This is a genomic window from Natrinema halophilum (assembly GCF_013402815.2).
GTDB classification, from domain to species: Archaea; Halobacteriota; Halobacteria; order Halobacteriales; family Natrialbaceae; genus Natrinema; species Natrinema halophilum.
Genome location: NZ_CP058601.1, coordinates 15,034 through 28,416 on the forward strand (window position 1 = coordinate 15,034; position 13,383 = coordinate 28,416).

Genomic DNA, 13,383 nt, shown 5'->3' on the forward strand with positions numbered 1-13,383 from the left:
GGGTGGCTCGTCGTCGCTGTCGGTACCATCGTACTGGCAGTCGTTCCGGGTCGACATCACGAGTCTCGTTCGCGATGAGTCGCGGCTCTTTCCGAGGATGCCGTTCGTTCGGCAGATAGTCCACGTATACTTTCACCTCGGTCACGGAATCCCTTTAGGGACGGCTTGCCAACGATCGGACAATGACGCGGGTAATCCATACGGGCGATACCCACATCGGGTACCAGCAGTACAATTCGCCCGAGCGACGACGAGATTTCCTCGAGGCGTTTCGCACCGTCATCGAGGACGCGGTTGCCGACGGCGTCGACGCCGTCGTTCACGCCGGCGACCTCTTTCACGACCGCCGGCCGAGCCTGGTCGACCTGCAGGGGACCGTCGACATCCTCCGAACGCTCGACGAAGCCAACATTCCGTTTCTCGCCGTCGTCGGAAACCACGAGTCGAAACGCGATGCCCAGTGGCTCGACCTCTTTGCGGATCTCGGATTGGCGACTCGACTGGGTGCCGACCCGGTCGTCGTCGGCGGCGCTGCGTTCTACGGACTCGACTTCGTTCCCCGCTCGCGGCGGGACGACCTCGAGTACGATTTCGCACCGAAACCCGCCGAGGCCGACAGTACGACGCTGGTGAGCCACGGCCTCTTCGAACCATTCGCGCACGCAAATTGGGATACCGAAACGGTCCTCGAGGAGTCGACGGTCGACTTCGACGCCGTCCTACTGGGTGACAATCACGCGCCGGACACCGCCGAAGTGCTCGACACGTGGGTCACGTACTGCGGGTCGACCGAGCGCGCAAGCGCGAGCGAACGAGAGGAACGCGGGTACAATCTCGTCGAATACGGGGACTCGGTCGCGATCAGCCGGCGCGGACTCGCGACGACCCGCGAGTTCGTTTTCGTCGACGTCGAACTTGCGGAGGGCGAGGGAATCGACCGCGTGCAAGAACGCGTCCGCCAGCACGACCTCGCGGACGCGGTCGTCATCGTCACCGTCGAGGGTGAGGGACGACCGATAACGCCAGCCGCCGTCGAGGAACTCGCGATCGATCGCGGGGCGCTCGTCGCTCGCGTTAACGACCGTCGGGAACTCCCTGACGAGGACGAAGCGGTATCGGTGAGTTTCGCCAACCCGGACGACGCAGTCCGTAAGCGCGTTCGGGAACTCGGGCTTAGCGACGCAGCCCTCGAAATCGACGAAACCGTCCGAAACGGCGATCTCGCCGACGCGAACGTGCGTGAATCCGTCGAACGACGCGTTCGAGAGTTGCTCGAGGAAGATCGGGCGGCCTTCGAGCCTGCCCCGGAGCGCGACCCGGACGACGGAGACGTCTCGACGGTCGCCGATCGCCTCGGCGACGAAACCGATTCCAGGTCCGAAGCGGAGCCCTCAATGTCGAAGCCGACCGAAGCTGACGGTGGCGATACCGACGCCGAATCTACCGCCACGGACGCAACGAGGGACGGGGAAGACGCCGACGGTGCGTCCGACACTGATACCGCGTCGCTGGGTGATTTCGCGTGAGAGTCGACCGCATTCGCCTCCTGAATTTCAAGTGCTACGGCGACGCCGATCTGTCGCTCGAGCGAGGCGTCACCGTCGTCCACGGCGTCAACGGCAGCGGGAAGTCGACACTACTCGAGGGGGTTTTCTTCGCACTCTACGGCTCGAAGGCGCTCGATGATCGCACCCTCGACGACGTTATCACGACCGGCGAGGAGGAAACCGAGGTCGAACTCTGGTTCACCCACGACGGACGGGAGTACCACGTCGAACGCAGACTCAAACTGCGCGGCGATCGCGCGACGACGACGAAGTGCGCCCTCCAGATGCCGACGGGGACGATCGAGGGTGCCCGCGACGTTCGTCGCGAAGTGACCGAGCTCCTGCGGATGGATGCCGAGGCGTTCGTAAACTGCGCCTACGTCCGTCAAGGCGAGGTCAACAAACTCATCCACGCCTCTCCGAGCGACCGACAGGACATGATCGACGACCTCCTCCAGCTCGGTGCGCTCGAGGAGTATCGCGAGCGTGGCAGCGAGGCCCGACTCGGCGTCAAGACCGTCCTCGACGGCCAGCGCGACGTCCTCGAGGACATCCGCAAACAAGTCGAGACGAAAGAGGAGAAAGACCTCCACGAGCGTCTGAACGGCCTTGAATCCCGACGAACCGACGTTGACGAAGAGATCGAGCACTATGAGACACAGCGCGAGCAGGCCCGCCAAACGCTCGATACCGCCGAAGACGTCCTGGAACGCCACGAAGAAACACGCGAGGAGATCGAATCGATCGAGGAAGCGATCGATGACCTTCGGTCGAAGATCAACGAAACCGAGCGCAAGCGCGAGGAGGCATCCGAGGAGATCCGAGAGATTCGGAACCGCCGGGAGGAACTCGCGACTGAACGCGCCGACCTCCTCGAGGCGACTGACCTCGAGACGTCCGATCCTGACGGGGAAGCGGTCGCGCACCGCATCGAGGACCTCGAGGCCCGAGACGAAGAACTCCGGGACGACCTCGAAACCGTTCGTGTCACGATCACGGAGGGGAACAACGAGATCGAACGGCTCCGCGACGAAGCCGACGACCTCGAGTCGCAGGCGGATGCGGCCCGTGAGGAGGCTGCCGATCTCGACGATCGAATCGAGGCCGACGAAGAAACGATCGCGGACCGTGAGGCGAGTCTCGACGACCTCCAGACTCAGATCGAAGCCGCCCGGGCCACGTTCGAAGACGCGCCGATCGACTTCGGTGAGGCCGACTCCCACCTCGAGCGACTCGAGGAAGAACGGACGGAACTGGTCTCGGAAATCAACGACGTTACCGCGGATATCCGAGCTGCAGAGAACGCGATAGCGGAGGGCGAACGACTGCTCGAGGAAGGCAAGTGCCCCGAGTGCGGCCAACCGGTCGAGGATTCGCCCCACGTTGACGTTCTGGACGAACGACGAACGGAACTCGCGGACCTCGCGGACCGTCGCGAGGAACTCGCAGCCGAGCGAGATGACGTCGCCGATCGGATCGATCGGGCCGAAGCGTTGCGGGAGGCCGAACGCCGAGTCGACCGGCTCGAGGAGAACCGACAAAACACCGAGCAGTTGCTGGCGGAGAAACGCGAGACGCTCGCGGATCGGCGCAATCAACGAGACCAGTTGCGGGACGACGCGGCAGCGTACGAATCAGAAGCCGAGGAAAAGCGGTCCACAGCGGACGAACGCGAAGACGAGGTCGCCGACGCACGGACGACTCTCGGCGAAATCAACACCGAACGGGGCGAAATCAAGGAAGCGCTCGAGTCTCTGCGTCGCGTTTCTGAGATCGCCGACGAACGAGCGTCCCTCGAAGGCGAGATAGAAACCCTGCGCGAACGACGCCAGGACTGGGAAACGATGAACGACGAGCGTCGGGAACAGCTCTCGGCAAAGCGCGACCGCAAGCGAACCCTCGAGTCCGAATTCGACGAGGGGCGGATCGAAACTGCACGGACGAACAAGCAAAACGCCGAGAACTACATCGACCAGGTCGACGAAAAGCTCGACGACCTCGAAGAAAAGCGAACGGGACTCCAGAACGCCATCGGTGCAGTCGAGAAGGAACTCGAGGAACTCGAACGCCTCCGCGAACGGCTCGAAACGGTCGAAGATCGATGTGAGCAACTCGAATCACTGTACGACGAGGCCGAAACGCTGCAAACGACCTACGGTGAGTTGCGAACGGAACTCCGCCAGCGCAACGTCGAAACCCTCGAGCGACTGCTCAACGAGACGTTCGACCTGGTCTACCAGAACGATTCGTATGCGGCGATCGACCTGGACGGAGACTACGGTTTGACCGTCTATCAGAAGGACGGTGAAGCACTCGAACCGGAGCAGCTGTCGGGTGGTGAACGGGCACTGTTCAATCTGAGCCTCCGGTGTGCGATCTACCGATTGTTGGCCGAGGGGGTGGAGGGAACCGCCCCCATGCCGCCACTGATCCTCGACGAGCCCACGGTATTCCTCGATTCCGGCCACGTAACGCAGCTCGTCTCGCTCGTCGAATCGATGCGCGATCTGGGCGTCGAACAGATCGTCGTGGTCAGCCACGACGAGGAACTAGTCGGCGCAGCCGACTCGCTCGTCCGCGTCGAAAAAGATGCGACCTCGAATCGGTCGTCCCTCGAGCGCGGCCACCCGCCGAACGTGGCGTTGTTGGCGTCCGAGTAGCTCGACTGTGATCGGTCAGGAATCCCTCGCGTCCGTCGCAGTTGCGGGTTCGAGACGCGGTCGAATGGCGTCGAGCGCGGTTTCGCACGTCTCTGTAACACGATAGCCGCGTTCGCCGGCTATTTCTGCTTCCGCGATGAGACCGGCAGCCGAGAGGACCGTGAGCCGTCCGTGCAGGTCGCTTTCGCACAATTCGTACGCATCGAGCAGGGTACGAACGTCGAGTGGCCCTCGCTCTCCCAGCTCGATCAAAAGTCCGAGCGTTTCCTCATCGTGGACGTTTGTCAGGAGCCTCAGGATCGGATCGTCGATACTTCGGGCCGCCGTTTCGAGGGCCGATTCCTCGTCGATTTCCTCGAGTCGGTCGTTCTGTATGTAGCATTCGTTGCCGGTCGCGGGATCGCGGACGAGACTCGCGTCCGCCGATTGCTTGAGAAGGAAATAGCGCTTCCCGGTATCATCCTGAAGGGATTTCATGATTGTCCTGAATCGTCGGGTGAAGTCGTGTTGGGGTCCTTGGCTGGGTCGGTATTCAACGTTTCGTCCGATTCGTTCCGTCCGGTTGTCTCGTTTCCGTGGGTCGCGTTCGGTTTTGCCGTTGACTCGGATACGGTTTGCTGGTATTGCTGATACCGGTGAACGGAGAATCCGGTGAGGACGACGCCGATAGTAAGTAGCCAACCGCCCTTGGTCAGGTCATCCTCGAAGAATAAAAACATGGCCCCCAGTGAGAGCGCCAGAATAGCACCGTTGAGGACGAGCACGAGGACCCAGAACGTCTCGAGGATGTCTTCCGGTGCGTCGGTTTCGGCGGCGGTAACTTCGGGGATTCTGATCGAGTTCGAGGAGGAGTCCGACGCTGGATCGTCGACCCCCACCTGCGGAATCGTTACCGAATCGTGGTTCGGATCCGTGAATTTCCCCTCCGGATCTTTGAATCGATCTCCCGGGTCCCTGACCGAATCCTCTGTGTCTGGCTCCCGGTCTTCAGGATCGTCGTCGAGCGGGTCGAACACCACGTATGGGCGAAGGGCAAACGACAGGAAAAGTGTTCGCGTTTAGACCGCTTTTCAGGCGAGATCCTCGAGTGGAAGCGTTCGAGACGTTTCCATCCACGCGAGTGGGTTCTGGGCGTCGTAGAAGACAACGCCGTCCTCAGTTTCGTAGGACTCGATCGTTGCGGTACCCTCGGGCTCGCTACCTGGTTCGCGCTGATCCGTCGCGTCATCGTTCATATGGGTGGACACATCGATCACCTGTACCTGTGTTATGTGTTACCAAGTTAAATGTCTTCTTGCCCAGGCAGCTCTCCGGGAGCATCCCCGTAATAAACGACATCCGATGAGCGGGAGTGAGTTGATGACAATATTTACAGTATCGTCTGGCGATAACAGATGGATATACGCAGGCGGCCATACGTACGGGCCCTGCTCGCGGGCGTGACGGTCGGTGCTACAAGCGGTATCGGCAGTTCAACACCGAAATTCAGCCCGAAGGCGATGACCGAAAGCGGCCCAGTCTCCGGGGTGCAGGTCGGACCGACGAACGTCTACAAGGGAATTCCGTACGCGAAACAGCCGATCGACGACCGTCGATGGCGACCGCCGGAGATCCCTGCCGAATGGGATGGTATCCTCGAGGCGACCGAGTACGGTCCGGAGTGCGTCCAGAGCGGTGGACTCTCCCAGATTACCGGTGGCGACTCGAGCGGAATCTCCGGGAGCGAGGCGTGTCTCAATCTGAACGTGTGGACCCCGGTGGATGCGACGAGTGACGATCCGCGACCGGTGATGGTCTGGATTCACGGCGGGGGCTACACCACGGGGAACAATCGGTACGACTCGAGAACCCTCTCGGCGTTCGGCGACGTCGTCGTCGTGGCGATTAACTATCGGCTGGGCCCGTTCGGGTTTTTCACCCATCCGGACCTCCTCGCGGAAAATTCTCGAAATGTCAACCAGGGATATCAGGATATACGGGCAGCGCTTCGGTGGGTGCAACGGAACGTGCGAGCCTTCGGCGGCGACCCGGACAACGTGACGGTCTTCGGCGAGTCGGCCGGCGGAAACGCGGTGCTGACGCTGATGACCGATCCGGAAACGGAAGGACTGTTTCACCGCGTCATCTGCCAGAGCGGTCCCGCGATCAGCGACCTCTCGACTCGTGAGGAAGCGGCCGAGGCTGGCGTCGCAATCGCGACGGAACTCGGATGTACCGGACGCGATGCGGCCGGCTGCCTTCGCGAGAAATCGCCGGAAGCGATCCTGAACGCGGGATCGTCGAATTCGTCCGGAAATGGTGTGCTGGACGGTCCGTTAGGTGTCGTCGTCGACGGGGAGGTTATCGTCGAGAATCCCGCGAGACGGTTCTTCGACGGTGAGTTCCACGACGTCCCGCTGCTCACTGGCGGCAACGACGACGAAACGCAGCTATTCCTCCTCCAGGATGCCGTCCCGACGGACGATGCCTACGAGACGGCGATCCGGGAACGCTACGGTGAGCTCGCCGATGCCGTTCTCGAGGCCTACCCGGCGGAGGCATACGAGACGCCGAAGAAGGCGCTCATCGATGCGACGACGGATTCCGCCTTCCTCTGTCGCGACCGGCTGGTGGCACAGTGGATCGACGAAAACGGAGGCACCGTCTATCGATACCTGTTCGACGACACACCGACCCACCCGCTCGTCGCTCTCCCGTGGTTTGCGGATGACGTGGGTGCCTATCACGCGGCCGAACTTCCGTACGTCTTCGGTAGAGCCGTTCCGGAAGGCGAGTACGCGGCGGGTCAGATCGGGTCGTCTGACAGGTTACTCTCCAGACGGATACGGGACTACTGGACGACGTTCGCCGAAACCGGGAATCCGAACAGCGACCGTCGACCCGCGTGGCCGGAGTTCACCGCGAGCGAACAGCGACAGATCCGGCTCACCGAAACCGAAGTCATTCCGCAGTGTGGAACGAAAGACGAGTGTGTCATCTGGTATCCGGGATACAGGCGCCACATCGGATTCTCGGAAGATTGACTCGGGGCCGGCGTGGCCGACCGACATGAACCCGATCGGGGACGACCGACGTGACGGCCTAGCCGGCGGTGATTGCAGGGGTTTTTATCCGCCGACTGCGAATCACGGCATCATGACTGAGGCGGGCCAGACCGGACTCACGGAGTTCGGCGGTGACTCCGACGTGACTGACGACCGGCCAGCGGAAGAGGCGGCTGCCGTCGCAGGCAACGGCGGGTCCGGCGCTGCAGAGGTGATCGACGTCATAGAAGAGACTCTCCCCGAAGCCGAGGGGGACCTCGAACTTGCCGTGATGCAGGTCGACTATACGATCGCCGGCTACGGCGACGAGGAGCGACCGATCGTGCACGTCTTCGGACGCACACCCGATGGCGATCTCGAACACGTCCAGGTCGTCGGCTTTCGCCCCTACTTCTACGCGCCGTCGAACTCGCTCGAGCGACCGCCCGAGGAGCAGTACGACCGCCTTACCGGAAGCCGAGAGTACGGCGAGGACGGCGAACCGTACGAGAGCATCCGTGGCGAGAAACTCACAAAAATTTTCGGACAGACACCCCGGGACGTCGGGAAGGTGCGCGACGAGTTCGACCACTACGAGGCAGACATCCTGTTTCCGAATCGGTTTCTGATAGATAAAGACATCCGAAGCGGGATTCGGATTCCAGAGCGACGGGCCGACGACGATTCGTTGATCGTCCCTCACGACGAGGTCGAGGCAGTCGCCGTCGACGCCCAACCGCGCGTCTGTACATTTGACATCGAGGTCGACGACCGCTCCGGATTCCCCGAGGATGGGGAGGAACCCATCGTCTGCCTCACCAGTCACGACTCCTACCGTGACGAGTACGTCATGTGGTTGTACGAGGCCCCGATCGGCGACGGTGAGATCCCGTCTACGATAACAGACTACGAGCCTATCGAGGGCGAAATCGACCACGAGGTACGAAGCTTCGAGGAGGAGGAAGCGATGCTCGAGGCGTTCATCGAGTACGTTCGAACCACCGATCCGGACCTGCTTACCGGGTGGAACTTCGAGGATTTCGACGCACCGTACTTCCTCGACCGCCTCGAGGAACTCGATGGTTCCCACCACGAGTACGACCTGACAGTCGACCGCCTCTCCCGGGTCGACGAGGTCTGGCGGAGCAACTGGGGTGGCCCCGATATCAAGGGGCGCATCGTTTTCGACCTGCTCTATGCCTATCAGCGAACGGTCTTTTCGGAACTCGACTCCTATCGGCTCGACGCCGTCGGCGAAGAGGAACTCGGCGTCGGCAAGGAACGGTATGCAGGCGACATCGGCGACCTCTGGGAGGGCGACCCGACGCGGTTGCTCGAGTACAACCTTCGGGACGTCGAACTCTGCGTCGAACTCGACCGCCAGCAGGAGATCATCGCCTTCTGGGACGAAGTGCGTTCGTTCGTCGGCTGTAAACTCGAGGATGCGCCGACGCCCGGCGACGCGGTCGACATGTACGTCCTCCACGTAGCACACGGGCGGTTTTCGCTGCCTTCGAAGGGTCAGCAGGAGGCCGGCGAGGAGTACGAAGGCGGAGCAGTGTTCGAGCCGATCACGGGTGTCAAGGAAAACGTCACCGTGCTCGACCTCAAGTCGCTGTACCCGATGTGTATGGTGACCGTCAACGCATCACCCGAAACGCGGGTTGATCCAGACGAGTACGACGGCGAGACGTTCGTTGCACCGACCGAACCCGAGCCGACACACTTCCGAAAGGAACCCGACGGCGTCATGCGCGAGATGATCAACGAATTGCTGGCCGAACGCGAAGAGAAGAAATCGCTGCGGAACCAGTACGAGCCTGGCACCAGAGAATACGAACAGTACGACCGCCAGCAAGGTGCAGTAAAGGTTATTATGAACTCGTTGTACGGTGTGTCGGGATGGGAACAGTTTCGGCTCTACGACAAGGAAGCGGCATCCGCGATTACCGCGACCGGCCGCGATGTGATCGAATTCACCGAGACCGCCGCGAGCGAAATCGACTATCAGGTTGCGTACGGTGACACTGATTCGGTCATGCTCGAACTCGGACCCGACGTCTCGAAAGCCGAGGCCCTCGAGCAGTCGTTCGAGATAGAGGAGTACATCAACGGTCGCTACGACGACTTCGCGCGCGAGGATTTGAACGCCCAGGACCACCGGTTCCAGATCGAATTCGAGAAGCTCTATCGGCGGTTCTTCCAGGCCGGGACGAAGAAACGATACGCGGGTCACATCACCTGGAAGGAAGGAAAGGACGTCGACACCGTCGACATCGTCGGCTTCGAATACCAGCGCTCGGACATCGCCCCTATCACCAAGGAAGTCCAGCACGAGGTCATCGAGATGATCGTCAAGGACGGCGACGTCGAAGGCGCAAAAGAGTACATCAACGGCATCATCGAAGACGTGCTAGCGGGCGAGGTTTCGCTCGAGGACATCGGGATTCCCGGCGGAATCGGAAAGCGTCTGGACAACTACGATACCGACACGGCCCAGGTCCGCGGCGCGAAGTACGCCAACCTGCTGCTTGGCACCAACTTCCAGCGCGGCAGCAAACCAAAGCGACTCTACCTCGAGCGCGTCGATCCGCGGTTTTTCGAACGACTCGAGGACGAAGAAGGGTTCGACGCACGCACTGATCCGCTCTACGGCGCCTTCAAGCGCGATCCAGACGTCATCTGCTTCGAGTACGAAGATCAGGTACCCGAGGAGTTCGAAGTCGACTCCGAGAAGATGCTCGAGAAGACGCTGCAGGGGCCGATCGAACGAATCCTCGAAGCGCTCGATATCTCGTGGGACGAAGTGAAAAGCGGGCAGGAGCAGAAAGGGCTGGACAGTTTCATGTAATGGGGAGACTCGACGGACGAGTGGTCCGTTTCTTCTCTATGCAACGGACTGAACCGTAGTAGGCGGATATTACGACTCGATTGTCGCCACTCGAAGACACCTGCTCCCTACTATCGCCGCTCGAAGACATCTGCTCCCTACTATCGCTGCTCGTGACACAATCTCGAGTCGCTCGATCCATGGATGACATCCTGGGTGGCGCTCGAGCAAATCAGGTCCAGAGATCCCTCGAGGCAATCGCCAAATCTTGGGAAGGGGTGAAATCGGCCAGAAGTGAACTGGCCACGGTAACGTCGTCTGACACAGGCCGTTCGATGGTCGAGGACGGTATACGTTGGTATGCAACGAACATGGCAGACGATCGACTGGATTAGTGATCGAATACGGGGTATCCAAGCCAGTAACGGGGCGAACCGAATACGACCGCCCGTTCGGCCTGTGACGTTTCTCTTTTCTTGGAGTCGAACTACGGAAGGGGGCGGGGATCCGCTACCCCGAGGTCCGAAGCAGTATAATAATGAGGTGTTGGCGTATAAGTCGTGCCGTCAACAGTCAGTGAATTGTAGACAACGACGTCATACCCGGAGTGTTCCGTGGCAAATTCCCATCCGTCTGCAATCACCTCTGTTCCCTCTTTGAACGTATACGGTGTATCGTACTTGTTTCGTGATTCGTTATCGTCGTACCAATAACAATCTTTTATCTCAACTGTCGGGCTCTTGCGTCCGCTCACTCTCGCAGCCGCTCCAATCGTGTCCATTCCGCTGAGTCCATCGAGCCAGCCCGTCTTCATCACGACTCGCTCCAGTGTAGCGTGCTCGAGGAACTTTCGAACGTCGATAGCTCTCAAAAAGAAGCTCGTGTCGATCTCTAATCCGATAACTTCGACGTTCTTTCCTTCCTCGAGGGTTAGCGCACGTGCGGTATGAAGGCCGTGCATGTCTCCGGGGGGTTCTAGCCACTCGGCAGCGGACCATCCCGATGAATTCGCTAGCGCTTCCGCCCGGTCCAACCAATAGCCGTCGTATACGACCCGCCCGCCGATTATTTTGTCGTTGCCGCCGATTCGCATCGCGCAGTTGCGAGCCTCACAGTTCCAGAGGATGTTTTCGGAAACCATACTGGGCGAATCCGGTTGTGGTTCGTCGGCTTTCCGCTTGTTACCGAGGTACCATCCACTTCCGGGCGAGTTAGCTACGGAACAGTCCTTGTATACGGCGGTACCGTAGTGGTTGTGGGCATTTCCAAACGGGATACCCTGGTAAAACTTGACAGAAGGTGCCCCGTCGGTAACGGCCTCGATCGCTCGCTGGGGATGAATTTCCATCCCGTCATCGAGTTTTACCCGATGATGGAACGCTGTGCCGTCTTCAGAAGTGATATCGACGAGCCACGTACAGTATCCACCAACCGCAGTGGGGCTGCCATCTACAGTCTGATATCGTTTGCGCTTCCCTTTCAGAACGACGTTGTGCGCCCAGAATTCGTCTTCGACGAACAGTCTGATGATCCCGGCATCCGGGGTGTGTCCTTCTGCCGTCGTTCCGGAAATATCGAAGACAACATTGTAGAGATACCCGGAATTCACCCGATTTTCCACCTTGCTTTGCTTCGACTGGAAGAAAATCGCTTTGCCGTGTCCTTTTCGTATCTCCTCGAATCGTATCGTCGCGGGATCAGATTCGTTGCCCACGATGCCGAAGACTTGGTGTTCGGATCTCAACTCGACGGGGAGATTCTTCTCCTTGAACGTGTACGTTTCAGAGCCGAGGTCGACGATCTCACCTCTGTCCGCTGCGCCTTGAATTATACTCGTTAAACTTTCCTCCGGATACGTTTCGTATGCTTTCGTCACTCCGAGATCGTCTATCTCTCGTGGATCCGGTGGCATTTCGTGCCACAGGCCCCTGGCGTCGGGGGGTACGTCATCAGTATCGACGCCACCAGCGGTATTGAGTTTATTCAGACGCTGGCGCTTCATCTCTCTGTACGACGCGATACTCGCCTCGATTTGGTCGATAGTGTTCTCCATTGTCACACCCTAAACGCTCTCCGTCGTCGAAATTTCGAGGTTGTGATAATAATAGTGGGAATCGCTCGTGTCACTCGGGCCGTCGTAGTGCGTGAAATACGGGTTGTATCCGCCGTGAACCGTGACACCGTGTTTCGAATCACCGGTATACCCATCGTACCCGCCTCGTCGAAGTTCGATGGCGTCGTCCGTCGGTTTATACGCACTATCCGGGGCCGGCTCGAGGTTGTCGTTCTCGTCTCCCTCGTTCCCCTTTTTGAAAGGAATCAACCGCGTCAGCAAGTACTCGCCAGGTTCTTCAGCCAGAAAGTCCAGAAAGATGGTCTGCTTTCTCCCGGTTGTCTGGATCGTAATCGTATCGACCTGTTCGACCAGTTCGTCCGTCTCCGGATCGTACTCGTACAACGCAGGTGTAAACTGCCCTGCCAAATTAGCCTCGATTTGGCACTCACCCAGGTACAGCGGGCGGTCAGTCGCGAATCGAAGGCCAAACGAGCCGTGAAGATGAGGATCGCCGACCGGTTCGGCCGGTCCAACACGCCAGTTGTTCCCCGTGCCGCCGACGAGTTCGAGACGAGTCGTAGCTTCATCCAGCCGATTTTGGATCGTGTCCCCGATTTCACCGCCGCTGCTGCCGGGGACGGCGTTGAGTTGTCCCTCCGACACGGAGAGGTTTTCACCTGCCAGCGATTCGATGCGGTTTCCATCGGTCAGCGTCCCACCGATCGCCGCCACGTTCTGCAGATCGTTGTCGCTCAGGTCGATGGATTGACTCATATGTAACGCGCCGTCATCCGCCCTAACCGACCGGGAACCGACGCCGAGCGCACCTAGTCCAGCGACCCCAGCCAAACCGAGCGTCCGACGTCTCGAAACGCCAGAGGACTCTCGAGCGTTCTCGCGTTCCTCGAGTTTTTCGTCGACAATACTCCCCACCAGTGCTTCCATTTCAGCGCGCTTTTGCCACGCCATAAAATTCCAACATTACAGTATGTGCATAAATTTTCCCATATGATATTAAAACATATTTTTATATACTAAATTTTAGGGATGGAATTACGATACATAACGGAGAAAAATCCGTCCAGTAACAGTAAAAAGTGACTCAGGTATCGGGTGTATGACATACAGTCCCAACGATATGGATCCGAAAAGTACAGCGGTTTTCCGTCCTGAGCTCGTCCAGAAGTGCGCTGCGACGAGTGACGGAAGAACTCGATTGAGTTTCCGTTTTCGAAAATATTCTTGTGGATTCATCACCGTATCCAAC

The 13,383-nt window shown here is 59.5% G+C and carries 9 protein-coding genes; 4 read left to right on the forward strand and 5 right to left on the reverse strand.

All coding sequences use genetic code 11. The features are described 5' to 3' along the window. The first annotated feature begins 182 nt into the window (after nucleotides 1-182). Both mre11 and rad50 read left to right on the forward strand, forming a co-directional pair. Entirely contained in the window at nucleotides 183-1,526 is a 1,344-nt protein-coding gene (gene mre11 / locus HYG82_RS15690) for a DNA double-strand break repair protein Mre11 (protein WP_179259092.1), read from the forward strand. Beyond that, a complete protein-coding gene (rad50, locus tag HYG82_RS16985) occupies nucleotides 1,523-4,207 on the forward strand; it encodes a DNA double-strand break repair ATPase Rad50 (RefSeq protein ID WP_179259093.1) in 2,685 nt (894 codons plus the stop codon). The genes mre11 and rad50 overlap by 4 nt, the downstream gene beginning before the upstream one ends. Before the next feature lie 15 nt (nucleotides 4,208-4,222). On the opposite strand, the gene HYG82_RS17630 is transcribed toward rad50, so the two are convergent. The 3 genes from HYG82_RS17630 to HYG82_RS18300 are packed head-to-tail and all read right to left on the reverse strand — an operon-like array spanning nucleotide 4,223 to nucleotide 5,442. Beyond that, nucleotides 4,223-4,684 carry a DUF7346 family protein gene (locus HYG82_RS17630; protein WP_179259094.1) on the reverse strand — a complete coding sequence of 154 codons (462 nt, stop codon included), beginning with the start codon at nucleotides 4,682-4,684 and terminating at the stop codon, nucleotides 4,223-4,225. Continuing rightward, nucleotides 4,681-5,226 carry a DUF7322 domain-containing protein gene (locus HYG82_RS18295; protein ID WP_179259095.1) on the reverse strand — a complete coding sequence of 182 codons (546 nt, stop codon included), beginning with the start codon at nucleotides 5,224-5,226 and terminating at the stop codon, nucleotides 4,681-4,683. Before HYG82_RS18295 ends, HYG82_RS17630 begins: the two co-directional genes overlap by 4 nt. Before the next feature lie 51 nt (nucleotides 5,227-5,277). Then, on the reverse strand, nucleotides 5,278-5,442 hold the full coding sequence (locus HYG82_RS18300; RefSeq protein ID WP_179259096.1) for a DUF7331 family protein: 165 nt from the start codon (nucleotides 5,440-5,442) through the stop codon (nucleotides 5,278-5,280). Between the two features lie 159 nt (nucleotides 5,443-5,601). On the opposite strand from HYG82_RS18300, the gene HYG82_RS18475 reads away from it, so the two are divergent. Together HYG82_RS18475 and HYG82_RS19290 are read left to right on the forward strand one after the other, a co-directional pair. After that, complete coding sequence (locus HYG82_RS18475) at nucleotides 5,602-7,230, forward strand: carboxylesterase/lipase family protein (protein WP_179259097.1); 1,629 nt, start codon at nucleotides 5,602-5,604, stop codon at nucleotides 7,228-7,230. A gap of 112 nt (nucleotides 7,231-7,342) precedes the next feature. Beyond that, nucleotides 7,343-10,081, forward strand: a complete 2,739-nt coding sequence (locus HYG82_RS19290) for a DNA-directed DNA polymerase (protein ID WP_179259098.1) — start codon at nucleotides 7,343-7,345, stop codon at nucleotides 10,079-10,081. Nucleotides 10,082-10,547: 466 nt separating this feature from the next. On the opposite strand, the gene HYG82_RS20320 is transcribed toward HYG82_RS19290, so the two are convergent. Together HYG82_RS20320 and HYG82_RS20945 are read right to left on the reverse strand one after the other, a co-directional pair. Then, on the reverse strand, nucleotides 10,548-12,113 hold the full coding sequence (locus tag HYG82_RS20320) for a hypothetical protein (protein ID WP_179259099.1): 1,566 nt from the start codon (nucleotides 12,111-12,113) through the stop codon (nucleotides 10,548-10,550). Nucleotides 12,114-12,122: 9 nt separating this feature from the next. Beyond that, nucleotides 12,123-13,085 carry a hypothetical protein gene (locus tag HYG82_RS20945; protein ID WP_179259100.1) on the reverse strand — a complete coding sequence of 321 codons (963 nt, stop codon included), beginning with the start codon at nucleotides 13,083-13,085 and terminating at the stop codon, nucleotides 12,123-12,125. Nucleotides 13,086-13,383 lie beyond the last annotated feature (298 nt).

Excerpts from the sequence above, each read along its gene's own strand:
- HYG82_RS20945 (WP_179259100.1), bottom strand. The coding sequence starts at position 13,085 with ATGGCGTGGCAAAAGCGCGCTGAAATGGAAGCACTGGTGGGGAGTATT.
- HYG82_RS20320 (WP_179259099.1), bottom strand. The coding sequence starts at position 12,113 with ATGGAGAACACTATCGACCAAATCGAGGCGAGTATCGCGTCGTACAGA.
- HYG82_RS18475 (WP_179259097.1), top strand. The coding sequence starts at position 5,602 with ATGGATATACGCAGGCGGCCATACGTACGGGCCCTGCTCGCGGGCGTG.
- mre11 (WP_179259092.1), top strand. The coding sequence starts at position 183 with ATGACGCGGGTAATCCATACGGGCGATACCCACATCGGGTACCAGCAG.
- HYG82_RS19290 (WP_179259098.1), top strand. The coding sequence starts at position 7,343 with ATGACTGAGGCGGGCCAGACCGGACTCACGGAGTTCGGCGGTGACTCC.
- HYG82_RS17630 (WP_179259094.1), bottom strand. The coding sequence starts at position 4,684 with ATGAAATCCCTTCAGGATGATACCGGGAAGCGCTATTTCCTTCTCAAG.
- HYG82_RS18300 (WP_179259096.1), bottom strand. The coding sequence starts at position 5,442 with ATGAACGATGACGCGACGGATCAGCGCGAACCAGGTAGCGAGCCCGAG.